General features: G+C 62.6%; 25 protein-coding genes. 1 reads left to right on the top strand and 24 read right to left on the bottom strand.

The window, feature by feature from the left end; translation table 11 throughout:
* Positions 1-6 precede the first annotated feature (6 nt).
* The 15 genes from GTW23_RS12105 to GTW23_RS12035 all read right to left on the bottom strand — a co-directional run bounded on the left by GTW23_RS12105 (position 7) and on the right by GTW23_RS12035 (position 15,130).
* A complete protein-coding gene (locus GTW23_RS12105; RefSeq protein ID WP_252915958.1) occupies positions 7-639 on the bottom strand; it encodes a 5'-methylthioadenosine/S-adenosylhomocysteine nucleosidase in 633 nt (210 codons plus the stop codon).
* Positions 636-1,085, bottom strand: a complete 450-nt coding sequence (locus tag GTW23_RS12100) for a PaaI family thioesterase (RefSeq protein ID WP_152010950.1) — start codon at positions 1,083-1,085, stop codon at positions 636-638. The genes GTW23_RS12105 and GTW23_RS12100 overlap by 4 nt, the downstream gene beginning before the upstream one ends.
* A 79-nt stretch (positions 1,086-1,164) precedes the next feature.
* Positions 1,165-1,623: a TspO/MBR family protein gene (locus GTW23_RS12095; RefSeq protein ID WP_252915957.1), complete on the bottom strand. Its 459-nt coding sequence runs from the start codon at positions 1,621-1,623 to the stop codon at positions 1,165-1,167.
* A gap of 42 nt (positions 1,624-1,665) precedes the next feature.
* Positions 1,666-2,961: an RsmB/NOP family class I SAM-dependent RNA methyltransferase gene (locus GTW23_RS12090; protein WP_252915956.1), complete on the bottom strand. Its 1,296-nt coding sequence runs from the start codon at positions 2,959-2,961 to the stop codon at positions 1,666-1,668.
* Between the two features lie 177 nt (positions 2,962-3,138).
* The gene (locus GTW23_RS12085) at positions 3,139-3,885 is read right to left on the bottom strand and encodes an SDR family oxidoreductase (protein ID WP_252915955.1); all 747 of its coding nucleotides are present in this window, start codon (positions 3,883-3,885) and stop codon (positions 3,139-3,141) included.
* 22 nt (positions 3,886-3,907) lie between these two features.
* Entirely contained in the window at positions 3,908-5,374 is a 1,467-nt protein-coding gene (locus tag GTW23_RS12080; protein WP_252915954.1) for an aldehyde dehydrogenase family protein, read from the bottom strand.
* 20 nt (positions 5,375-5,394) lie between these two features.
* The gene (locus GTW23_RS12075; RefSeq protein ID WP_252915953.1) at positions 5,395-7,005 is read right to left on the bottom strand and encodes an ABC transporter ATP-binding protein; all 1,611 of its coding nucleotides are present in this window, start codon (positions 7,003-7,005) and stop codon (positions 5,395-5,397) included.
* Entirely contained in the window at positions 7,005-7,862 is an 858-nt protein-coding gene (locus GTW23_RS12070; RefSeq protein ID WP_252915952.1) for an ABC transporter permease, read from the bottom strand. Before GTW23_RS12070 ends, GTW23_RS12075 begins: the two co-directional genes overlap by 1 nt.
* Positions 7,859-8,809 (bottom strand): ABC transporter permease, encoded by a 951-nt coding sequence (locus GTW23_RS12065; protein WP_252915951.1) that lies wholly within the window; start codon positions 8,807-8,809, stop codon positions 7,859-7,861. Before GTW23_RS12065 ends, GTW23_RS12070 begins: the two co-directional genes overlap by 4 nt.
* Before the next feature lie 85 nt (positions 8,810-8,894).
* On the bottom strand, positions 8,895-10,385 hold the full coding sequence (locus GTW23_RS12060) for an ABC transporter substrate-binding protein (protein WP_252915950.1): 1,491 nt from the start codon (positions 10,383-10,385) through the stop codon (positions 8,895-8,897).
* A gap of 37 nt (positions 10,386-10,422) precedes the next feature.
* Positions 10,423-11,730, bottom strand: coding sequence for an acetylornithine deacetylase/succinyl-diaminopimelate desuccinylase family protein (locus tag GTW23_RS12055; RefSeq protein ID WP_252915949.1), 1,308 nt, complete (start codon positions 11,728-11,730; stop codon positions 10,423-10,425).
* A 117-nt stretch (positions 11,731-11,847) separates the two neighbouring features.
* On the bottom strand, positions 11,848-12,177 hold the full coding sequence (locus tag GTW23_RS12050) for a septal ring lytic transglycosylase RlpA family protein (RefSeq protein ID WP_152011698.1): 330 nt from the start codon (positions 12,175-12,177) through the stop codon (positions 11,848-11,850).
* A 158-nt stretch (positions 12,178-12,335) separates the two neighbouring features.
* Positions 12,336-13,208, bottom strand: a complete 873-nt coding sequence (locus tag GTW23_RS12045) for an SDR family oxidoreductase (RefSeq protein ID WP_252915948.1) — start codon at positions 13,206-13,208, stop codon at positions 12,336-12,338.
* Positions 13,209-13,212: 4 nt separating this feature from the next.
* The gene (gene queG / locus GTW23_RS12040) at positions 13,213-14,382 is read right to left on the bottom strand and encodes a tRNA epoxyqueuosine(34) reductase QueG (protein ID WP_252915947.1); all 1,170 of its coding nucleotides are present in this window, start codon (positions 14,380-14,382) and stop codon (positions 13,213-13,215) included.
* 55 nt (positions 14,383-14,437) lie between these two features.
* Positions 14,438-15,130, bottom strand: coding sequence for a glutathione S-transferase family protein (locus GTW23_RS12035; protein ID WP_252915946.1), 693 nt, complete (start codon positions 15,128-15,130; stop codon positions 14,438-14,440).
* Positions 15,131-15,317: 187 nt separating this feature from the next.
* Between GTW23_RS12035 and GTW23_RS12030 the strand changes: the two genes are divergently transcribed.
* Positions 15,318-16,121 carry an undecaprenyl-diphosphate phosphatase gene (locus tag GTW23_RS12030; RefSeq protein ID WP_252915945.1) on the top strand — a complete coding sequence of 268 codons (804 nt, stop codon included), beginning with the start codon at positions 15,318-15,320 and terminating at the stop codon, positions 16,119-16,121.
* Between the two features lie 10 nt (positions 16,122-16,131).
* On the opposite strand, the gene GTW23_RS12025 is transcribed toward GTW23_RS12030, so the two are convergent.
* The 9 genes from GTW23_RS12025 to GTW23_RS11985 form a co-directional block, all read right to left on the bottom strand.
* Positions 16,132-16,284: a hypothetical protein gene (locus GTW23_RS12025; RefSeq protein ID WP_193217386.1), complete on the bottom strand. Its 153-nt coding sequence runs from the start codon at positions 16,282-16,284 to the stop codon at positions 16,132-16,134.
* 249 nt (positions 16,285-16,533) lie between these two features.
* The gene (locus GTW23_RS12020) at positions 16,534-17,298 is read right to left on the bottom strand and encodes a sulfite exporter TauE/SafE family protein (protein ID WP_252915944.1); all 765 of its coding nucleotides are present in this window, start codon (positions 17,296-17,298) and stop codon (positions 16,534-16,536) included.
* A gap of 8 nt (positions 17,299-17,306) precedes the next feature.
* On the bottom strand, positions 17,307-18,287 hold the full coding sequence (locus GTW23_RS12015; RefSeq protein WP_252915943.1) for a complex I NDUFA9 subunit family protein: 981 nt from the start codon (positions 18,285-18,287) through the stop codon (positions 17,307-17,309).
* A 243-nt stretch (positions 18,288-18,530) separates the two neighbouring features.
* Positions 18,531-18,824, bottom strand: coding sequence for a DUF1330 domain-containing protein (locus tag GTW23_RS12010; RefSeq protein ID WP_152010965.1), 294 nt, complete (start codon positions 18,822-18,824; stop codon positions 18,531-18,533).
* 18 nt (positions 18,825-18,842) lie between these two features.
* Positions 18,843-19,571 (bottom strand): orotidine-5'-phosphate decarboxylase, encoded by a 729-nt coding sequence (gene pyrF, locus GTW23_RS12005; protein WP_152010966.1) that lies wholly within the window; start codon positions 19,569-19,571, stop codon positions 18,843-18,845.
* A gap of 120 nt (positions 19,572-19,691) precedes the next feature.
* Positions 19,692-20,273 carry an NADPH-dependent FMN reductase gene (locus GTW23_RS12000; protein ID WP_252915942.1) on the bottom strand — a complete coding sequence of 194 codons (582 nt, stop codon included), beginning with the start codon at positions 20,271-20,273 and terminating at the stop codon, positions 19,692-19,694.
* Between the two features lie 194 nt (positions 20,274-20,467).
* Positions 20,468-21,067, bottom strand: coding sequence for a phospholipid N-methyltransferase PmtA (pmtA, locus tag GTW23_RS11995; protein ID WP_152010968.1), 600 nt, complete (start codon positions 21,065-21,067; stop codon positions 20,468-20,470).
* A 107-nt stretch (positions 21,068-21,174) separates the two neighbouring features.
* Positions 21,175-22,314: a molecular chaperone DnaJ gene (dnaJ, locus tag GTW23_RS11990; RefSeq protein ID WP_152010969.1), complete on the bottom strand. Its 1,140-nt coding sequence runs from the start codon at positions 22,312-22,314 to the stop codon at positions 21,175-21,177.
* A 182-nt stretch (positions 22,315-22,496) separates the two neighbouring features.
* Complete coding sequence (locus GTW23_RS11985; protein WP_252915941.1) at positions 22,497-23,594, bottom strand: acyltransferase family protein; 1,098 nt, start codon at positions 23,592-23,594, stop codon at positions 22,497-22,499.
* Positions 23,595-23,637 lie beyond the last annotated feature (43 nt).

Below are 23,637 nucleotides of genomic sequence, written 5' to 3'. Positions count from 1 at the left end.
GAGCGATTAAGCCAAAGCCGCGCCGGATGCAATCGCCTGCTCGACGCGATCCACGGCTTCAGCCAGTTTTTCATCGATCACATGCAGATACTCGGTCCAGTCGTCGATGTGATTGAGCTCGGCCTTGCCATCGGAGATGCCGCGGAGGCCGATCACCGGCACATCGAAGCGGCTGGCCGCGCGCAGCACGGCAAAGGTTTCCATGTCGACCATGTCGGCGTCGATGAGATCATAGGCCGCGCCGGATACGATGTTGGCGCCGGTGGAAAGGCTGGCGGAAGGGACACCATCGGCGATCACCGGCAGCGGCAGGATCGCGGGCAGATCAAGAAACGGGGTGCGGCCCTTCTCGAAGCCGAGCGGGCTTGCATCCATGTCGCGATAGCTGACCGAGGAGACCTGGTAAATGCCGGTTTGTTCCAGCATGCGCGATCCGGCGGAGCCGAGACAGACGATGCAGTCCGGACGGTCGCGCCCCGGAACGGAGAGGCCGGCGGCTACCGCGCCCGCGGCCTCGACCGGTCCGACGCCGGTGATCAGCGGCTCGAACCGGGCCTTGAGATGCGGACCGTATTCCGGTTCAGCCGCCATAACATAGAGGATCTTGCGCCCGCCAACCGGCTTGATCGTGCCATTCATCCCGCTATCCCTTCGCGTCCCCGAACCACCATCATAGTGCCGGTCATGGAGGCAACCAGCTTTGCCGGGCCATCCGTCAGCGCATAGCCGCGTCCGTCGCTGACGATGATGGTGCTGCCGGGCTTTGTCACCTCGCCGCGAAACAGGAACCGGTCACCGCGCCCGGGCGACAGCAGATTGATCTTGAATTCGATGGTCAGTACCGCGGCATCCTCCGGCATGACCGAAAGCGCCGCATAGCCGCAGGCGGAATCCAGCGCGGTGGAAAGGATGCCGGCATGCAGAAAGCCGTGCTGCTGGGTGAGATCGGCGCGAAACGGCATTTCAATCTCGACAATGCCGTACTCGACCCTGGTCAACTCGGCGCCAATGGTCTGCATGACATTCTGGCGGGCAAAACTGCCGGTCACGCGCTCTCGGAAATTTTCGTCCGGCCTCTCGTTCATGCGGTTTTCCTTTCGCAGATGCGAAGGTGCCAATCCGCCGGTCAAACAGCAAGCGAATTTTCGATGCGCGTCCGGGACGCTAGTTCAACCACCATAGCGCCGCGTTGAGGCAGCCGGCAAAGCTGACCCAGGCTGCATAGGGAAGAAACAGCAGGGCCGACGGACGGTCCCGGTTCCAGGCCTTGGCTATGAACAGCAGGATCGTCACCAGCATGCCAAGCAGCACGACGAGCGAGAGGTCCGGTCGCTGCATGAGAAAGAAGGCCGGCGACCAGGCAAAGTTCAGTGCCAGTTGCAGGAACCAGAGTCTGGTCAGACTTCCGCCGCGCTCGCGGATGAACACCCGGGCACCGGCAATACCCACCAGCACGTAGAGGACCGTCCAGACCGGGCCAAAAATCCAGTTGGGCGGGTTGAACCACGGCTTCTGCAAACCCTCGTACCAGGCGCCCGGAATCGACAGATATCCGACGAGATTGCCGCCGGCGACGGTCAGCACGATAAAAAGGATCAGCGTCAGCGCATTTTTCTTGTTCACGTTCTTGCCCTTCTCATCATTACACGGTCCGGAATACACACCCTAGTCGGGCTTGCGGCGGAACCCGGCAAAGTAAAATCCGTCAGTGCCGGTCCGCCGCGGCGACAGTACCAGTCCCAAATTCTGGTCCGCGTAGGGGACCGGCGCAGCGGGATCGGCCACGGCAGAACGCCAACGTTCCTTGAGGCTGATGGTTTCAAATTCCGGGTGGCGCTGCAGGAAGGCCTTCACGCGGTCGGTGTTTTCCTCGGGCAGCAGCGAACAGGTGACATAGGCGAGTTCGCCGCCGGGGCGAACATAGACCGATGCATCTTCCAGCACCTTGTCCTGGTCAGCGGTGCGGTCGGCGATGTTCTTTTCGGAAATGCGCCACTTGGCGTCCGGGCGGCGGCGCCAGGTGCCGGTGCCGGTGCAGGGCGCATCGATCAGGACACGATCCATGCGGCCTTCGAGACCTGCAAGGTTGGCGGCACGTTCCTTGATGTAGATGATCTCGGCGCCGGCGCGGCGGATCCGCTCAACCATGGGGGCGAGACGGCGCCGGTCGGCATCATAGGCGTTGATGCTGCCTTCGTTGTTCATCATCGCGGCGAAGGCCAGCGACTTGCCGCCGCTACCGGCACAAAAGTCGAGCACTTTCTCGCCGGGATGGGCACCGGCCAGCGCTGCGGCCAGTTGCGAGCCCTCATCCTGGATTTCGAACCAGCCGCGGGCGAAGCTGACTTCGCTGGTGGCAGCGATCTGGCGCTGAGGTCCTTCGCCGGCTTCGATCCGGATGCCGTTGAGTGCCAACCGGGTCGGCCTCGCACCCTGCTCGGCAAAGGCTTCCAGCACCTCGTCACGATTGGTTGCAAGTGTGTTGACCCTGAGATCAAGCGGCGGACGGGCGGTCATGGCTTGGGCTTCCGCCTCCCATTCGGATCCGAAGGCCCGTTCGAAAGATCTCACCAGCCACTCGGGGATGTCGGCGCGTACATGCGGCTCGGCCTGCGACAGGTCGCGCGCCAGACAATCGGCAAGCCTCTCCGTCGAAGGAATTTCGGGAGCGAAACGATCCCCGTCCAGCGTGCTGACAAGCTCTTCCGGGCTGATCCGCCATTGCCGCAGCAGCGTGGCAATGGCAAGGTTGGCGGGAGTATCGCCATCCATGATGAAACCGTGCGACAGTTTCATTCTCAGCGCGTCATGCACCAGGTTGGAGATCGCCGCGCGGTCGCCGGAGCCGGCGAACCGGTGCGACAGGCCCCAGTCCTTCAACGCATCGGGAACCGGCCGGTGCCGGGTATCGATCTCGCTCAGGACTTCAATGGCTGCTTGCAGGCGTCCGCCGAGGCGCATGGTCTGGTCTCCCAATGCATGTTGCGCCCAGATGGTGGATTTGGACGCTACCGCATGTGCATGAGTGCAAAGCTTCACGGCACCCTTGTCGCGCCTCATGGGCCGCGCGGTGCTGCAAGCTGGCTCCCTGCTAGCCGGTCAGGTCACGCATGGCAAGCGATTCACTGGCGCGCCGCCTCAGATGCAGCGACCGCCGTCGACTTCCATGGTCACGCCGGTGATCATTGCCGCTTCATCGGAACAGAGAAAGCAGGCGGCATTGCCCATGTCCTCAGGCGTCGAAAAACGACCAAGGGGAATGGTCGACAGGAACTTTGCACGGATTTCCGGCGTGTCCTCGCCCATGAAGGATTTAAGCAGCGGCGTCTCGCCCGCCACCGGGTTGATGGCGTTGACGCGCACGCCTGACGGCGCCAGTTCGACAGCCATCGATTTGGTGGCAGTGATCATCCAGCCTTTCGAGCAATTGTACCAGCTCAGCCGCGGCCGGGGGCTGACGCCGGCGGTGGAGGCAACATTGAGAATGGCGCCCGCGCGTTTTTGTTTCATGACCGGAACGAAGTGACGCGCGGTAAGGTAGACGGACTTGGTGTTGACGGCGAGGACGCGGTCGAAATCCTCCTCGCTGATGTCTTCCATGGCCGCCGGAAGATGGGTGATGCCGGCATTGTTGACGAGAATGTCGAGGCCACTGAAACGCTCGAGCACGGTTTTCGCCATCGCCGCCACGCTGTCGTTGCGGGAGACATCCACCGCCACGGCGAAGGCCTGGTCGCCAAGCCCGGCCGCGAAGTCATTCGCCGCTTCTGCATTGATATCGGCGATGGCTACGCGCGCGCCTTCCGCCAGGAATTTGCGGACAATGCCGGCGCCAAATCCGGATGCGCCGCCAGTCACCAGCGCTGTCTTGCCTTCAAGTCTCATCGGTATTTCCTCGCTTCGAATTTCAACGGCCATGCCAGACGGCGACGGTCTTCAGCGCCGAGAAGCCGTACAGCGCCTCGAAGCCCTTTTCCCGGCCGTGGCCGGATTTGCCGACACCGCCGAAGGGCAGCTCGACGCCGCCGCCGGCGCCGTAATTGTTGACGAAGACCTGGCCGGAGCGGATTTCGCGCGCAAGGCGCATCTGGCGGCCGCCATCCCGGGTCCAGACACCGGCCACGAGGCCGTAATCGGTGCCGTTGGCGATGCTGACTGCCTCCTCCTCGTCGCGGAACGGGATGATCACCTGCACCGGACCGAAAATCTCGTCGCGGGCCAGCGCATGGCCGGGATTAACATCGCCATAGAGCGTCGGGCGTACATAATGGCCGCCCATCGGGGCAGATTTCGGCATCTGGCCTTCCGCCACCGGCGCCAGACCATCCTCGTCGGCCTCGGCCAGAAAACCCTGCACGATATTCTTCTGCCGCGCCGAAATCAGCGGGCCGACCGTCTGGTCTTCGATCGCCGCACCGACGGTCAGCGCCTTGTAGCGCTCGCTCATCAGCCGGACCAGATCCTTGTGCAGCGATGCCTCGACCAGAATGCGCGACGAGGCGGAACAGGTCTGGCCGGCGTTCTGGATGCCAGCATTGACCAGGAACGGCAGGGCGCGATCGAGATCGGCGTCGGTAAAGACGATCTGCGGGGATTTTCCACCCAGTTCCAGCGTCACCGGGATGACGTTCTGCGCGGCCGCCTGCTGGATCTTGCGGCCGGTCTCGAGCGAACCGGTGAACGAGATGTGATTGACGCCCGGATGCGAACAGAGCGCCGCGCCGGCTTCCTCGCCAAGACCCGGGACCACGTTAAGCGCTCCGGCGGGCAGGCCGCACTCCATGGCGATGCGGGCGAAGGCCAGCGCGGTCAGCGAAGCTTCCTCAGCCGGCTTCAGAACCGCGGCGTTGCCCATAGTCAGCGCAGCACCCACCGAGCGGCCGAGGATCTGCATCGGGTAGTTCCACGGGATGATGTGGCCGGTTACGCCATGCGGCTCGCGCAGGGTGTAGACGGTGTAATCGTTGAGATAGGGAATGGTCTCGCCATGGATCTTGTCGGCGGCGCCGCCGTAGAATTCGAGGTAACGCGCGAGCGCGCGGGCATCGGCGCGGGCCTGGGTCAGCGGCTTGCCGACATCGTGAGCCTCGAGCTTGGCCAGCCACTCGACGTTTTCCTCCACCGCGCGGCCGATCTTTGCGAGCAGGCGGCCGCGCTCGGCGGCGGGCATGCGGCCCCACTCGCCTGTGAGAGCGGATTGCGCGGCATCCACCGCGGCCTCGATTTCGGCCTTGCCGCCGCGGGCGATGCGGCCGATTTCCTGACCAGTCGACGGATCTTCGACTGGCAATGTCTTGCCGCCGCTGGCGCCGATCCATCGACCGCCGATCAGGCACTGACTGGTGTCAAATCCGGCGTCGAGAAGCTCGCTCACGGGTCGTCCTTTCTTCACTTTCAGTGTGCCGGTGCGGCAAGCGCCGCTTCCAGCGATGGCGTCGCCGCCACCAGTTTTTTTGTATAGGGATGCTGCGGATTGCGAAACACGGTTTCGGTCTCGCCCTGCTCGACGATCTTGCCGTCCTTCATCACCAGCACCCGGTCGGTGATGGCACGAACCACGGACAAATCGTGCGAAATGAACAGATAGGACAGATCGAGCCGGTCCGACAAGCCGGCCAGCAGATCGAGGATCTGGGCGCGGATCGAGACATCGAGGGCGGAGACCGCCTCGTCGAGCACGATCAAGGCCGGTTCGATGATCAGCGCCCGGGCGATGGCGATGCGCTGGCGCTGGCCGCCGGAAAATTCGTGGATATACTTGTCGGCGTCGCTCGATGCGAGCCCGACCTCGGTCAGCGCGCGGTCGATCCGGCTCTCCAGCTCGGCGCCACGCGGCGGATCCCTGACGAGATGGAACGGTTCCGTAACGAGCCGCCTGACCCGGTGACGCGGGTTGAACGAGCCGTAGGGGTCCTGAAACACCACCTGCATCCGCGCCCGGAGTTCCGGGTGGGGCCCTTCGCCGGCGCTGGAAAAGACATGGCCGTTAAGCCGGATATCGCCGCCCTGCAATCCGTCAAGCGCCAGGATCGAGCGCGCAAGCGTCGATTTTCCACAGCCGGATTCGCCGACCAGGCCGACATTCTCGCCATGGGAGATCTCGAAGCTGACGTCATCAACGGCGCGGAACGGCGGCGGTTTGACAAACAGGTTGCGGCGTGGCTGCTGGTAATCGCGAACGACGTTCTCGACCGCCAGCACCGGTGCTTTGCCGGATTCGGGCTTGCGGCCGCGGTCGGGCACATGGGCGGACGCGGAAAACAGCGCCCGCGTATAGGGGTGGCGCATGGCTCGGAAAATCTCGCGGGTCGGCCCCGCCTCGACCACCGCGCCGTCCTTCATGATGGCGATGGAATCGGCGAGCCCGGCAACGACCGCCAGATCATGGGTGATCAGCATCAGGCCCATGTCCTCTTCGCGGACCAGCTCTCTCAGCAGATCGAGGATCTGCGCCTGGGTGGTGACATCGAGCGCCGTGGTCGGCTCGTCGGCGATCAGCAGCTTTGGCCTCAGCGCAATGGCCTGGGCGATGACCACGCGCTGGCGCTGGCCTCCGGAGAGATCATGCGGAAAGCGGTCGAGCGGGAAGCGATCCTCGGGCAGACCGACCCGGTCGAGCATTTCGCGGGCGATGGAGAATGCTTCTCGGCGGCTGGCGCCGGTATGGATACGGACGGTTTCGGCGACCTGATCGCCGATGGTGCGGACCGGGTTGAGCGCGGTCATGGGTTCCTGGAAGATCATGCCGACATCGCGGCCGCGGACCTTGCACAGCGCCGGTTCGTCGAGTGTGCCGAGTTCGGTCCCGGCAAGCTTGATCGACCCGCTCCAGCGGCTGCCGTGCGGCAGCAATTGCATGACCGAGAGCGCGGTCATCGACTTGCCGGAACCGGATTCGCCGACGACGCCGAGGATGCGGCCGGGCTCAAGCGTCAGGTCGATGTCGTGCAGCACCGTGTTGCTGTGGATATCGACCTTCAGACCGGAGATGGAAAGCACCGTCATCAGCGCCCCCGTCTCAGCCTGGGATCGAACAGATCGCGCAGACCGTCGCCCAGAAGGTTCAGCCCAAGCACGGTGACAATGATTGCAAAGCCGGGAAACAAGGCCATGTGCGGGGCGAGCGAAATCAGCGTCTGCGCGTCTGCGAGCATGCGGCCCCAGCTCGGCAGCGGCGGCTGCGCGCCGAGCCCGACATAGGCCAGCGCCGCCTCGGCCAGGATGGCGAGCGAGAATTGGATGGTGCCCTGCACGATCAGCAGGTTGGCGATGTTGGGCAGGATGTGTTCGGCCGAGATCCTCGCCTTGGTCTTGCCCGCCACCCGCGCCGCAAGCACGAAATCGCGGGTCCACAGCGACAGCGCCGCGCCGCGCGCCAGCCGCGCAAACACCGGCACGTTGAAAATGCCGATGGCGATGATGGCATTGACGGAGCCAGGCCCGAAGACGGCGGTGATCATGATCGCCAGCAACAGCGACGGAAAGGCAAAGACCAGATCGTTGCCGCGCATGATGATCTCGTCGAGCAGGCTGCCCCTGCGGGCGGCTGCGTAAAGCCCCAGCGGCACGCCGACGATCATGCCGATGCCAACGGCGACGAAGGCCACGGCGATCGAAACCCGGGCGCCGACCATGATCATGGAAAACATGTCGCGTCCGAAATGATCCGTTCCGAACCAGTGCGTAAGCGACGGGCCCTTGAGCTTGCCGGCGATATCGAGCCGGGTCGGATCGAACGGCGTCCAGATGAACGAGACCAGCGCAAGCGCGATGAACAGCGCGGAGAGCACAAAGCCGAGCACAAAGGCGGGATGACCGACCGCCATCCGCAGGAAGGAGCGATCCGTGGGGTTTGTGCTCATGTCCGGCGCCTGCGCAATCGCGGGTCGGCGGCCGCATAGGCGAGATCGACCAGGAAGGTGACGACGATGACGGCGAAGACCAGAAGGATCACCACGGAGCGGACGACTATCAGATCGCGCTGGGTGATCGCCTGGAACGCCAGCCGGCCAAGACCGGGCAGGTAGAAGACATTCTCGATGATGATGCCGCCGGCAAGCAGGAAGGAAAACTGCAGGCCGATGATGGTCAGCACCGGGATGAGCGCATTGCGCAGCGCATGGCGCCTGAGCGCCTGGCCGCGGCTCAACCCCTTGGCGCGGGCGGTGCGCATGAAATCCTCGTTGAGCGTGTCGATCAGCGACGAGCGCATTACGCGCGCAAGAATCGAGGCCTGCGGCAGGGCGAGCGCGATGGCCGGCAGGGTCAGCGCCTTCATTGCCGGCCAGAAGCCGGCTTCCCATCCCGGAAATCCGCCGGCGGAAAACCAGCGCAGATTGACCGCGAAGACCAGCACCAGGATCATCGCGAACCAGAAGTTCGGGATCGCCACGCCAAGCTGGGTGGCGCCCATGACCGACAGGTCGGAGGCCGAGTTGCGCCGGGAGGCCGCCAGAATTCCCGCGGGGAAAGCGATCAGGGTCGAAAGCGCCAGCGCATAGAGCGTCAGCGGCAAGGAGATCACCACCCGCTCGGCGATCAGTTCGGAAACCGGGACCCGGTAGGTATAGGAAATGCCGAAATCGCCCTGCAGCAAACCTGAGATCCAGCCGAGATACCGCAGTGGCAGCGGCTGATCGAGGCCAAGCTGGGTCCGCAAGGCGGCGACTGCCTGCGGATCAGCATTGATGCCCATCATGAAGGATGCCGGATCTCCGGGCACCACTTCCATCACCAGGAAGATGACCAGGCTTGCGGCAACAAGACTGAGCGACAGGGACAGGAGGCGCCGCAGGAGATAAGCGGTCATCGTGCACGATCCAGGGGGGCATGATCCAGGGGCATGGGGATGGGATGGCCGGGGTCAGACCCGGCCATCAGAAGCATCGACGGTCTCAATCTTCCCAGTAGACACCGGTCATGTCGTTGGCCTGGGTCGGCGCGTTGAGCCAGATGCCTTTCAGCTTGGCGCTGATGACGCCGGCGCGGGCAAGCTGGAACAGATAGCCGTTGACGTAATCGTCGGCGATCTTCTTCTGCGCAGCCTGCATCAGCTCTGTGCGCCTGGCGGGATCCGTCGCGTTGGCAAGATCGGCCATGATCGCCTTGAAATCCGCATCACCGTACTGGAAATAGTAGTCGTCGCGGGCATAGATGCCGATATCCATCGGTTCGGTGTGCGAAACGATGGTCATGTCAAAGTTCTTGGCCTTGAAGACATCATCAAGCCACTGCGCCCATTCGACATTGGTGATGTCGACATTGATGCCGACTTCACGCAACTGGGCGGCAATGATCTCGCCGCCACGACGGGCATAGCTCGGGGGCGGCAGCTTCAGCGACAAGGAAAGATCGCTGACGCCGGCTTCCGCCAGCAGCGCCTTGGACTTCTCCGGGTCGTAGGCCGACTGGGCGGTCAGATCGACATATGCCGGGTTGTGCGGGGCAAAGTGGGTGCCGATCGGCGTGCCGTAGCCGAACATGGCGCCATCAATGATCGCCTGGCGGTCGATGGCATGGACGATCGCCTCACGCACCTTGATGTTGTCGAGCGGCGCCTGCTTGTTGTTCATGGCGAGAATGGTTTCGCCTTCGGACGAGCCGGTGATCACCTCGAAGCGCGGATCGGCCTCGAACTGGACCAGGTTCTCCGGGGCCGGGAAGGCCGGGTAGGCGTCAAGGTCGCCGGCCATCATCGCGGCAAAGGCCGCCGTCGGGTCGGAGATGAACTTGAAGGTCACCTTGTCGAGCTTGACCGGAGTGCCCCAGTAGCCGTCGTAGCGGCCGAGTTCGACCCGGTCGCCCTTGACCCATTCGGTCAGGGTGAAGGGACCGGTGCCGACCGGATTTGCGGCGTTGTCTGCTGCCGATTCAGGCGCGACGATGACTGCATCGCCCCAGGCCATGTTGAACAGGAACGAGCCGTTGGGCTTGGACAGCGTCACCTTGACAGTGGCGGGATCAACCAACTCGACCGAGGCGATGTCGGCGAACAGAGCCTTCTGGGCGTTGGTGGACTCATCGGCGCGGGCGCGGTCGAGCGAGAACTTCACGTCTTCGGCATTGAAATCCGTGCCGTCATGGAACTTCACGCCTTCACGAAGCTTGAAAGTGTAGCTCAGGCCGTCCTCGGAGATCTCCCAGCTTTCGGCCAGCGCCGGCAGGATTGCGCCGTCGGAGCCAAAGCGGGTGAGGCCTTCAAAGACGTTTGCGTAGACCACCTCGTCGATCGCCGCGGCGGCGCCGCCGGTCGGATCGAGGTTCGGCGGCTCAAGCTGCATGCCGATGGTGACATCCATCTTGGCGGCCATGGCAGGTGGGGCTCCGAGAGCCAGTCCCAGTGCCAGCACCGAAACAGCCGCAGCTGTGATCGAATTCTTTGTCATGTCAGCTTCCTTTGTTCCCGTTTATCCGGATCACGTCTTACGCGCGTCCGTGCAGAAGATCGTCCAACGCGAAGGCCATGACCCTCGCCGAGTCCACCATATCGTCGATCCCGACATATTCGTCCGGCTGATGCGCCAGATCGAGGATGCCGGGGCCATAGGCGATACAGTCTTTCAAGCGACCAATGCGGTCAATATGTTTCTGGTCGTAGGTGCCGGGCGAGACGACGTGCACCGGATCGCAGGCGAGCGCAGAGCGGATGCCGCGCTCGACCGCCTTGACCACCGGCGCATCGACCGATGTCATGGTGGGGCTGACCTGCCAGAGTTCCTCGAAATCATAGCGAAAGCCGGTCCGCTCTGCCTTGACCCGTTCGAGCAGGGAGATGATCTCCTCGCGCACCTCCTCGGCCTGCTCCTCGATCAGGTAGCGCCGGTCGATGATCATCCGGGCCTCGTCGGGCACGCAGGCCGACGGGAATCCGGTGAAATCCGGATCGGGCTCGGCCTGTCCGCCGTGCAGCGAGTTGATGTTCATCGTGGATTGCCTGGCGCCATCGGGCACCACCGGCATGGCGGTGTGTTTTTTCGCAAGAGCCGGAAACAGCGAGGTTTCCATCTCGGCAATGACCGCGCCCATGTGGCGCACGGCGCAATCGCCGAGAAACGGCATCGAGCCATGGGCGATGCGGCCATGGGTCTTGATCTCAGCCCACATGACGCCGCGGTGGCCGAGGCAGATCCGGTCCTTGTTGAGCGGTTCCGGGATGATCACGTGCTGCACGCGCTCGGGCGAGAAATAGCCCTGCCCGGCCAGCCAGGCGACGCCGCCATAGCCGCCGGTTTCCTCGTCGGCGGTGCCGGAGATCTCGATGGCGCCCGGATACTCCGGCCAGAGGGCGACAAAGGCTTCGGCGGCGACGATCGATGCAGCGAGCCCGCCCTTCATGTCGCAGGCGCCGCGGCCATAGATCTTGCCGTCGGAGACGGTTCCGGCGAAGGGGTCGAAGGTCCAGCCGGCGCCGGTCGAGACCACGTCGATATGAGAATTGAAATGAACGCAGGGGCCGGAGCGGCCACCCTCGCGGCGGCAGATCACGTTCCAGCGCGGATGGCGCTCGCTGTCTCCTGGCGTGCCTTCGGCGCGCAGCAGCTTGACGTCGAAACCGGATTTTTCGAGACGGCGGGCGAGATACTCGCAGATGTCGCGATAGAAATCCCCGGGCGGGTTGAGTGTCGGGATGCGAATCAGATCCTGGGTCAGGGCCACCAGCTCATCGCGGCGCGAGGCAATCTCCCGGGTGAGAGACTCTTGCCGTTCCAGAATGTCCGCGCTTTCCATCATTGCCCGCCTCTGCCAGCGCGGGGCGCTCTACCGAACGCATCCCAGCGCTGTAACCCCTTGAAAGAATACATGCCCCGCCACAATAGCGAGACAAACGGGGCTGGCAAGCGGATTGGATCAGGAGATCACGCGATAGCAGACTTTGGCAACGCCTGCCTTGATCATGCCGAGATGACCGGCGGCAGCCTTGGACACGTCGATGATGCGGCCCTTGATGAAAGGGCCCCGGTCATTGATGCGGACCACGACGGATTTGCCGTTGCGTGGATTGACCACCTCGACCCTCGTTCCGAACCGAAGGCGCGGATGAGCAGCGGTCAGTTTCGACGGATCCATGCGCTCGCCCGAGGCGGTACGCGAGGTCAGGGCATACCATGAGGCACGCCCGCAGGACGGCTCAGCTGCGGATGCGGGGCTGACGGTGGAAAGAGTGGCTGCAGCGGTCATTAGGCCTGCAAGGAACAATCCGGCGGCTCGTGCGTTGAGGTTGGTTGAAGTCAATTTGGAATCCCTCTTTGTGATGCCGCGGGTACTGGACAGTCAAGCAGGCCAAAAGAAGATCAGCAAATTCACTTATTGTTGCCGTTTGTTGCAGCCGGCCTTTGCTATCCCTTCCAGGATTCGTCACGACACAGGGCCGAGAGCCCGGTGACATAGTCGGGGTACATGAAACTGTATCCGGCTTCCTTGATCCGTGCATTGGCGACGCGCTTGTTCTCACCGTAGAAAGACCGCGCCATCGGCGACAGATCGGCGGTTTCGAAATCCATCTCGGCGGGCGGTTCGACGCCCATGATGCGCGCGGCCTCGCTGACAACATCCTGTGGGGGGGCCGGCATGTCGTCGGTGACATTGTAGATACCTCCCAACCGTTGCCTGGCGAGCAGCGCGGTGGCGCCGCCAATATCGGCGACATGGATGCGATTGAACACCTGGCCAGGCTTGATCAGACGCCGGGCCTTGCCTTCGCTTATGGTTTTGAGCGCATTGCGGCCCGGACCGTAGATCCCTGACAAGCGGATGATGGCAAGCGGTACGCCGGCTTCGTCTGCCAGCCGGGTCCAGCCGTCTTCAGCCGCCAGACGCGCGACCGAGCGGCGCGAGACCGGCTTGCACGCGGTGTCCTCGTCAACCCAATCACCACCATGATCGCCATAGACGCCCACGGTGGAGAGATAACCGATCCATTCAAGTTTCGGCATCGTCGGCCGCAGACCGCCGGCAAAGACTTCCAGAAGCGGATCGCCGCCCGTATCGGGCGCAATCGACATGACCAGATGGGTGATTTCGCTCAGAGCAGTGCTCAATTCCTCTCCGGGGTTGCCACCTTGATAGATGAAGGGGGTCAGACCTGCGCCCTGCAGCGCGGCAAACCGTTCGGCGCTGCGCGTTGTGCCACCGGCAAAGTCACACTCACCGGCAAGCGTCCGGGCAATCGCAAGACCGGAAAACCCGGCGCCGAAGATCATCATTCTCATGGGTTCACCCTTGTTCCAATTCATTGCCGGCGCCGAGCGCCAGTTGCCATTCTTGCCTGACGTCCGCATCGGGCTCCTGGCCGGCCTGAGCAGCAAGCTCATGCATCCGGCGGGGCGCTGTCAGTTGTGACAGGGCCCAGACGGCGCTGCCTCTGACCAGCGGCGAAGCATCGCTCAGCAAGGCTTCGCAGGGCGGCGCGAGATCCGGCTCGCCGCTGTTGCCCACGGCCACCAGCACATTGCGCAAAAACCTGTCGCGGCCAATCCGCTTGACCGGAGAGCCTGAGAAAAAGGCCCGGAATGCGGCATCATCCATTGCCAGAAAACCCGACAGCGGCGGAGAACGCAGATCCTCGCGGGCAATCAGCTTGGCCTCGCTGGCGGCCTGCGCGTACTTGTTCCAAGGACAGGCCGCCAGGCAATCGTCACAGCCATAGACACGATTGCCGATGGCGGTGCGGAACTCGCGCGGGATCGGTCCCTTGTTCTCGATGGTCAAATAGGAAATGCAGCGCCGCGCATCGATCTGGTAGGGTGCGGGGAACGCATCCGTCGGGCAGGCATCAAGACAGGCGCGGCAGGAACCGCAGTGATCGACTTCTGCCGCATCGGCCGCGAGATCCACGGTGGTGAAAATCGATGCCAGGAAGATCCATGAGCCATGGCTGCGGCTCACCAGATTGGTGTGCTTGCCAATCCAGCCGAGCCCGGCAGCCTGGGCGAGCGGCTTTTCCATCACCGGCGCGGTGTCGACGAAGACCTTGACGTCACCGCCGGCGCGGGAGGCGAACTTGCCCGCCAGTTCCTTGAGCTTGCCCTTGATGATGTCATGGTAATCGCGATTGCGGGCGTAGACAGAGACCGTGGCATTCTGGGGGTGAGCAAGGTTTTCGAGCGGATCACGATCAGGACCGTAGTTCATCGCGAGCACGATGACCGAACGTGCCTCCGGCCAGAGGGTTTGCGGCTCGGCACGGCGGTCCAGGGTTTCCGCCAACCACTGCATGGAGCCATGGCGGCCAAGATCGACGAATTCGGCCAGGCGCTCGCGCGAGAACGGCGCGGATCGGGCCGGGGTCACGGCCAACGCGCAAAAACCCAGGCGTTCGGCTTCGGTGTGTAGAAATGCCTTGAGCCGAGCGACCTGCTGCACTGAGAGGGGCGCGGATCGCATGCCTGCCCCGCCGTCGCGCCGTTCGGAACCAGTATGGCTGCCGCCCGCCATCAGCCTAGAAATCGAGGTCGGCGTAGTGAGCGACCGGTGGCAGGTTGCGGATCCGGTCAGCCAGCAATGGCCGGAAGGACGGGCGGGACTTGATGCGCTGGTACCATTCCTTGGCCTGCGGATATTCGTTCCAGTCAATTTCGCCCAGATAATCCATCACCGACAGGGAAGCGGCGGCGGCGAGGTCGGCATAGCTGAGCTTGTCGCCGGCGAGCCACGCCCGGGACCCGGCTAGCCAGGAGAGGTATTTCATGTGCTGGCGAATGTTGGCTCGGCCGGTGCGCAGCAACTTGGGATCAGGCGCTCCGCCACCCTTGCTTGTCGGCAGTTGCAGCTTGATGATTCGCTCTCTTACCAGCGGGCGCACCACATCCTGCTCGAACTTGATCAGGAACCATTCCATCAGCCGCCGGATTTCGGCGCGGCGGAACGGGTCTTCAGCCAGCAACCGGCGATCCCGCTTGAACACCCCGAAGGATTCGTCGATCCATTCGGCGATGACATGCGGCCCGCACAGGCCGTGCCCGTTGTCGGTGACGCAGACCGGCAATGTTCCCGCCGGGTTGATCTTGAGAAAATCGGGGCGCTTCTCCCAGGGCAGTTCTTCCTCGAGTTCCGCGGCGAAATCGACTTCGCTGAAACAGACCCGAACAAACCGGGACGCTGCGGATATGGTGTGGTGATAAAGAACTGGCATCGTGAAGCTGAGCGTGTTTGCGTTGGCGCCGGCGCGCGGGACTGGTCAGATTCCGGAAAATAGAGCTATAGGGACTGGCCCCCGGCAAGACAAGCGAATCACTGATCAGTATCGGTGAACACTCGTCGCCAAAAAGGGCGATCCAATGACCCAGGCCTGAATCGGCGCGAAACAGGGACACTCCGGCATGAATGAAACGACAATTGTAGGTGCCCTGCTCGGACTCATCGAAGGCCTGACCGAGTTCGTTCCCGTCTCCTCAACCGCGCACCTGCTGCTGGCGGGGCATTTCCTCGGTTTTGAATCGCCCGGCAACAGTTTCGAGGTGCTGGTGCAACTGGGCGCCATCCTGGCAATCCTGTCGGTCTATTTCGCCCGGCTCTGGGCACTCGCCGTAGCCCTTCCGTCGAGCCCAAGGGCAAGACATTTTGTCGGCGCCATTCTGGTTGCCTTCCTGCCTGCGGCAGTGATCGGCGCCCTGGCTCACGGGTTCATCAAGTCCGTTCTGTTCGAATCGACGGCGCTGATCTGCTGGGTGCTGATCGTTGGCGGCATCATTCTGTTGATCATCGACCGGATGAAGCTGAGGCCGAAATACACCAATGTTATGGATTACCCGCTGTCGCTGGCCTTCAAGATCGGGCTTTGTCAGTGCCTGGCGATGATTCCGGGGACGTCGCGCTCGGGCGCAACGATTGCCGGCGCGCTGCTGATGGGAACCGACAAGCGCTCAGCGGCGGAGTTCTCGTTCTTTCTCGCCATGCCGACCATGGCCGGAGCCTTCACACTCGATCTCTACAAGAACTACGACAAGCTCGCCTATGACGACATTGTCACCATCATCGTCGGGTTCGTCATGGCCTTCATCGCCGGCGTGATCGTGGTGCGCAGCCTGCTCGATTTCGTTTCACGCCACGGCTTTGCCCCCTTCGCCTGGTGGCGAATCACAGTGGGCAGTCTGGGGCTGGTCGGATTGTGGCTGCTCGGCTGAGCCCGAAAGGCTACTCGGCAAGAGCCTGAATGGCGCAGGGATCAACACCATAGGCGGGTGTGCAGCCCTTGGAGGAATGGGCGACGCTGCGCGGTGCAAAGGCGGATGCGGACAGGATCACCACAATAGCGAATGCAAACGCGGATACGACTGTTTTACCCATTAACTCATGTCCCGATCTATCTGATTGCTGAAGCTGAACCCCGCCAACCGGCAGAGTTCAGACTGCGCATGTGATGTCTTCCACCATCCTGTCCACTGCACCGGACGGGCGTCTCTCAACCCGGGTCTCGCCGTTTGCTGCGCATCCCTGGCACGTTGTGAGCCGGTGCCGTTTACGCCGCACGGCCCGCTGATTCAAGCCTGTTCGGCCAGCCTGCCAACAATAAACCGTCTCTTTCTTAAATCATTGCTAACCATGCGCCATTCCGGCAACACCGCGCCGGATCAGATCGAGCGCGAGCAAGGTCAGCAAGATCCTGAAGACCAGCCGAAAGCGGCTTTCGGGAGTCTTGCGCAGGATGTGGGATCCAACCCATGTTCCGGCCAGTCCGGTGAGAATCATTGCAGCGATCAGCGGCAACCACGGACCGAACGCAAAACCTGCAAGCGCGAATGCTGCGGTCTTGACCAAGTGCTGCAGACTCATCACCGCCGCCGTGCTGGCCTGGAACCGCAACCGGTCGGGAAAGGTCTTGGACAGGACAACGGCGTTGAAGGGTCCGGTTGCGCCAAAAATCATGGTCAGGAAGGTGGTGATGGCTCCGGTCACCGCGAAACCAGGCAGCCGGATCGCCGCCAGCCTGGGAAGCCGCATCCAGGTGATGACAAGTATGAAGCCGCCGAGCGCCGCCTTTAGCGCGGAGTCGGAGAGAGCCCCCACCACCGAACTGCCGGCCCACGCGCCGGGGACGGCGCCGATGAAAAAGGCTGCAAGGCAGGCCCAGGCAACATGGTCGCGCAGCATGGCGGCGCGGCCGACATTGGAGCCCAGTTGCACCACGCCATGAACGGGGATGATGGCCGCGACGGGAACGATGTATCCCATCAGTCCGAGCAGGGCGACGCCGCCGCCGATGCCGGCGGAGACAGTCAGCGCCGAAGTGAAAAAGCTGGCGGCGATGAGAACGACGGCTGCCCAGACATCAAGTCCCGGCGGCGCCAGAACCGATATCACGGACGCAATCAGGCTTCGTTTCCGGTGCCGCTGTACTGGCCATGCGCCCGATACCGGGTCAGGTAGGTCGGCAGGATCGCTTCCACCGTGGTCTGCGGAATGCCGATGCCGGCGAGAGTGCGGTTTTCCTTGATCGCGGCGTCCGAGACAACATTGTCGCTCTTGAGCAGGACCACCTGGTCATCGGTCAGTGGCGGATCGATGAAGGGGATGAAGGTGGCGGCCTTGCCGATCAGGGAGGCAAGCCCCCAGGGCAGCGGCAGCAGGGCGCGCTTGCGCATTGTGATTTCGAGGATTTCCTCGAGTACTTCCTTGAAGCTCATAACCCTTGGGCCACCGAGCTCATAGACCTTGCCGCCTGCGACCGTGCCCTCGACGCTGCGGCCCACGGCTTCGGCGACATCGCCGACATAGACCGGCTGAAACCGGGTTTCACCACCACCAATCAGCGGCAGGGCCGGAGAAAACCGCGCCATTTCGGCAAACTTGTTGAAAAACCCGTCTTCGGGACCAAACACGATCGAGGGCCGCAGGATGACGGCATCCGGCAGGATCTTGGTAATGGCCTCTTCAGCCATGCCCTTGGACCTGGCGTAGTCCGATTCCGAGTTGCTGTCGGCACCGATGGCCGAGATATGGGTCAGGCCGGCGCCAGCCGCCCGGGCCGCTTCCGCCACAGCGCGGGCGCCGAACTCCTGAACCGAACCGAAGGTGTTCCGGCCCGCTTCGAACAGGATACCGACGCAGTTGACGACATGGTCCGCACCAATGACAGCCCGGTCGACCGAATCCCGGTTTCGCAGATTGGCCTGAACGGCGACAATCTGGCCAACCCCGCCCAATGGCTGCAGGTGACCGGCAAGATCGGGGCGGCGGACCGCCACGCGGACACGGTAACCGCGCTTGGCGAGCGCACGCACAACATGGCGGCCAACAAAGCCGGACCCGCCAAAGACCGTGACGAGCTTGGGTTGATTGAGCGATGTCATCTATGCACTCCCTGACAGGATCATTGGGTCCGGTTGGTTTCTCGCAAAGCAACCGGATTCGGCCGCAGTCCAACCAAGCTCATAGTCAAAAACCCGCGCAAGGTGAAGTGCTGCTCCGCTGCATGCGGGGATTAATCGCATCTCTGCGGTCCTGCGGGACCACCTGCCCCATAAGACCCGGAAGGCTTGACAATGCCGCCTTGGCTGACGCGCGGCAGCGTCCCACGGTCTGCGCTCAGGCTCTCAGGCGTCATGTCCCCTGATCACCAGCAGCTCTCCGTCAGAGAATTTCTGACGTATCGCCCTGGCCTTCTGGTAGGTTTCGGAGTTGTAGCAGGCCAGGGCGGCCTCATAGCTGGGAAATTCTATGACGACATTGCGCGCGCGGGCCGCACCTTCAACCGGATCGAATTCGCCGCCGCGCACCAGGAATGTCGCCCCGTATTCCTTGTAGGCCGGTGTCGCCGTCTCGACATAGGCCTTGTACGCTTCCGGATCGTGCACATCGATGCGGCCGATCCAATATCCCTTTGCCATGATTGCTGCCCTTCTGGTCTAGTTGGCTGCCATTTCGGCAGTGATGGCGCGTGCCGCCGACGCCGGATCGGATGCCGCCGAGATCGGTCGACCGACGACAAGATGGGTCGCGCCGGCGGCAAGCGCCTGCGCCGGTGACATGACCCGCTTCTGGTCGCCGTGGTCGGCGCCCGCAGGACGGATACCCGGCGTGACGATTGCCATCTCCGAGCCAACGATGGAGCGGACGGTGCCTGCCTCCGCGGCCGAACAGACAATCCCGCCCATGCCTGCGTCACGGGCCTGGGCGGCGCGGCGCTGCACCAGTTCCTCGGCGGACAAGGCGTAGCCGGCATCGGCGACATCGGCCGTGTCCATCGAGGTCAGGACCGTGACCCCGAGAAGACACAGGTCGCTGCCGCGTGCCGCGTCAACAGCCGCGCGCATCGCCTTCGGGTAGGCATGAATGGTCAGCATGTCGACACCCATCCGGACGACGTTCTCGACGCCCTTGGCAATGGTGTTGTCGATGTCGAGCAGTTTCATGTCGAGGAAAACCTTGCGGCCCGAGGCCTTCAGTTCACGCGCCAGCGGCAGCCCGCCGGCAAAGGCGAGCTGGTATCCGATCTTGTAGAACATGGCATCATCGCCGATCCGTTCGACCAGGGCTTCAGCCTCGGCGACGGTCGGCACATCCAATGCCACAATCAGACGCGGATCAACTTTCTGAAAGGCTGGTACACCCAGTTCAAGCGCTGCATCAGGCATTTCGCATTCCCTCCGTGTTTGCCGGTCCTCGCATGAAGATACCGGCTTCGCAAGAGTAACGCGATCCGTGTCGGCCAAAAGTTGCCGCAACTGCCAGTGCGCAAAGCCTGATCTGCTGTCCTAGCTTGCGGTCATCATTGCACAGTGCCGGATCAGGGATTTGCAGGTGTTGACCAGCATCCCGTTGGTTCGCTCGTCCTTGAGGCGTCCGTCTGCCTCGAAGGCATCGGCGGCGCCGCTGACCGCGCATTGCTCGGTGATGATCTGGGTTCCGACATTCGCCATCACCGAACGGACATGGTAGAGGCCGCGGATTCCGCCAAGCTTGCCGTTTGATGCCGACCCAAGTGCCACATAGCGCCCGGCCCATGGCTTGAGAGGCCGGTCACCGTCCCTGGAGATCAGGCTCACCCAATCGATCATGTTCTTGAGCAGCGGCGGGATCGATGAATTGTATTCCGGGCAACAGAGAAAGACGCCGTCCTGCGCTGCGATCAGGCGCCCGAGTTTCATCGCATTCTCGGGGATACCGGTTTCGTTCTTCAGGTCTTCGTCGACAAGTGGCAGCGGGTAATCGACCAGCGAGATCCTGGTCACGTCGGCGCCCTGTTGCGCCAGTTCGACCGAGGCGGCCGCCGCTAGCTGCACATTGAACGAACCCGCGCGGTTTGAACCGGGAAGAACGAGAATTCTGGGGGACATGAAGTGCTCCACTGCCTGCCGGTCCCGGCAAGGGACCTGTTTTCCTGTCTGGCCTCCATATAAGGCAGGTGGACAAGGAAGAAAGCTTATCAGCGCCAATTCCCGCCCATATCCGGTATCAGGCCATGCTGCGCGAACCGCCTTGTGTGATTTTCATGCCCACCAGCAGGAATCGCTTCGGGTTTGAAAACCGTTCAGGCCATTTCCGGGCGACGGCGATAGATCCAAAGACGCGCGGGCGGCACGTTGCGCAAGACAAAATCATGATGGATCACCTGGAAACTCGTGCCGCGCGCAAGCACCGGCGAGAGAGCGCCATAGGAGAATTGAACCACGGGTCTTCCCGGCGGCAGCCGGTCAAGCAGATCCTCGATCAACGCCACCCGGCAAGACATCGGAAAATTAAGCAGGGGGATGCCTGAAATCACGCTGTCGAAAAGGCTGTCGTTCAGATCGCCGAGCGTTGCATCGAGATCAAAGGCATCGCCAAGGATAAAACGGACTTCCGGGAAATCCAGTCGCAGCCGGGCATGGAAATCAGGCGAGTACTCGATCGAGACAAGGTCCGACGGCGCGACGCCACGCGCCAGGATGGCGCGTGTGATGACCCCGGTTCCGGGGCCGAGTTCGAGCACCGGCAATTCCGATGCGGGATTGATCACCGACGCCATCGATCGGGCCGTGACCGCGGAGGTCGGCATGATGGCGCCAACCGCCTTTGGACCGTCCATCCAACCTTTGAAAAAGCGGATCTCGTCATCGAACCGGCGGGCAAGACGTTCGGGAAACCTCATGTTCACTGCCTGCACCCTCCAGCGGCGCCCTGTCCAGCGGGCAGCTTACACACCACCAGATGAACAGCAAACATGGTTTCTGTTGGGCGGCCGGAATGGCCGTCGGATCAATCCGACATGGTGTCGAAAAAGCCCTTCATCCTGGAGAAGAAGCCGGTCGATTCCGGGCTGGTCTCCTTGGAGGACAATTCCTGGAACTCCGCCAGCAGTTCGCGCTGTCGCTTGGAGAGATTCTGCGGCGTTTCGATGGTGATCCGGACATAGAGATCACCAAACTGCGTCGAGCGCAGAACCGGCATGCCCTTGCCGCGCAAGCGAAGCTCCTTGCCCGGCTGGGTGCCTTCGGGCACCGTCACCCGGGAGCGCGCGCCATCCATGGTGGTGATCTCGAACTTGCCGCCCAGGGCAGCCGTGGTCATCGAGATCGGCACGGAACAGAAGAGATCGGCGCCTTCGCGCTGAAACACGGAATGCGGGCGTACAGACAGGAAAATGTAGAGATCGCCGGAAGGCCCGCCGCGCATGCCGGCCTCGCCTTCACCGGACAGTCTGATGCGGGTGCCGTCCTCGATGCCTTCAGGAATGTTGACCGAGAGCGAACGTTCCTCGGTGACCCGGCCCTGACCGGCACATTTGGTGCAGGGGTCAGTGATGGTCTGACCGCGGCCGTGGCAGGTCGGGCAGGTGCGTTCGACCGAGAAGAAACCCTGCGAGGCGCGAACCCGTCCGGCGCCGCCGCAGGTGGCGCAGGTGGTCGGCTGGGTGCCGGGCTTGGCGCCCGATCCGGAGCAGAGGTCACAGGTAATCGAGGTCGGCACCCGGATCTGCGCGGTCTTGCCGGTATAGGCCTCCTCGAGCGTGATTTCCATGTTGTAGCGCAGGTCGGCGCCGCGCTCGCGTCCGCCCGAGGACCGGCGGCCGCCCCGGCCGCCCATCATTTCGCCGAAGATGTCCTCGAAGATATCCGAGAAACCACCGCCGCCGCCGCCAAAACCGCCGCCCATTCCGCCAGGTCCGCCCTGCTCGAAGGCAGCATGGCCGAACCGGTCGTAGGCCGCACGCTTCTGTGGATCCTTGAGGAACTCGTAGGCCTCGTTGATTTCCTTGAACTTGCGTTCGGCCTCGGCGTCGCCAGGGTTCTTGTCGGGGTGGTATTTCATGGCAAGCTTGCGGAAGGCGCTCTTGAGTTCCTTCTCGTCGGCACCCCGCGCCACACCAAGCGTTTCATAGAAGTCTGGCTTGGCCATTGTATCCATTATCTCTTTTCCGGGGCGTTCATCGATTGCACCATGAGGCAACCGGAACGCAGAAGACACTTGCTAATCGAAGCCGCAGACATGCGGAGACAACTCATTCCGGACCCGATGTAGTCACTGGCTGAAAAAAATTCCAGCCCCGACACTCAATGGATGCGAGATATTGGCAGGTTTCAGGCGGTTTTCCGGTCCAGAAAGCGCTCTGATACTGCTTTTGTCAGTGCGGCTTCCATCCATTTGCCAGCCGGGCGCTCGAAGTAGCGGGCAGAGTAGACGGCTATCACGATCGTCGCCAGGGCTGGAAACGGCATGAATAGCCAGAACAGGACAGGGTCGTCGACGGCGACAATCCGGTTCCAGAACAGCGAGTAGGCAAAGAGTTCGATCACCGGGTGCCACATGTAGACCCCGAACGACACCGCCATCACCGGTGCCAGAGGATCGAGCCAGGCCGTGCTTTCTGCGTCGGTCTTGTCCGCAAGCGCCGCCAGCGTGATCGCCACGCCGAACAGGGCGAGGATGAGGTAGATGTTCGCACCGGCGAACATGGTACAGAACACCGCGCCGAGAACCGCCCATGCGAACAGTTGGCAATAGCGGGGAGTGGCCAGCCTGGCGGCAACAGCACACAACAGGGCGCCAAAAACGAAGTCTGCGGCGATCCGGTAGGCGGCCCAGAGCTTGGTGTTGAACCAGAACTCATAGGGGTCCGTCGCACCACGGTCGGAAAACTCAAGAATGGCGACGATCAGGACAAGCAGAAGCGCCAAGCCCATGAGGCGGCGGAGCGAGAAGGCAAACAGCACGATCGGGAACAGCAGATAGGCAAACCACTCGCCCGAGACCGACCAGGACGCATAGTTGAACGTCAGTTCCGAATTCACCCCCCAAGCCTGCAGAAGCAGCAGGTTGGATGGCAAGGCCATCAGGTTGTACCGGGTATCCGCGCTCGCCGAGGACAACAGTCCGGCGTGAACGGCGATGGCGAAGAGTACAAAAACCGAGAGTGTCGCGAAGTGTAGCGGATACAGCCGCGCAAGGCGCTTGATGAGGAAGCGGACATAGTTGCTGCCAGTGTTCTTCATGTCGCCGTAGTGCTGGAAAATCAGGAACCCCGACATGATGAAGAACATGTCGAGAAGAGGCAGCATGTGCTCGAACCAGGTGGTGACCGGACCGGGATCGGGTGCGTGGTGGGCAAAGTGGTAGGCCATCACAAGCAGTGCGGCCAACAAACGCCACGCGCCAAACAACCGATAGTTCTGTCTCATGATTACCCCGGCGATCCAATTCTGATCGAGAAGGGACAGATAG

Source organism: Parahoeflea alexandrii (genome assembly GCF_024105735.1).
Lineage (GTDB): Bacteria > Pseudomonadota > Alphaproteobacteria > Rhizobiales > Rhizobiaceae > Hoeflea > Hoeflea alexandrii.
Note: the sequence above shows the minus strand (reverse complement) of the source record. Positions and strands in the feature narration are given on the sequence as shown.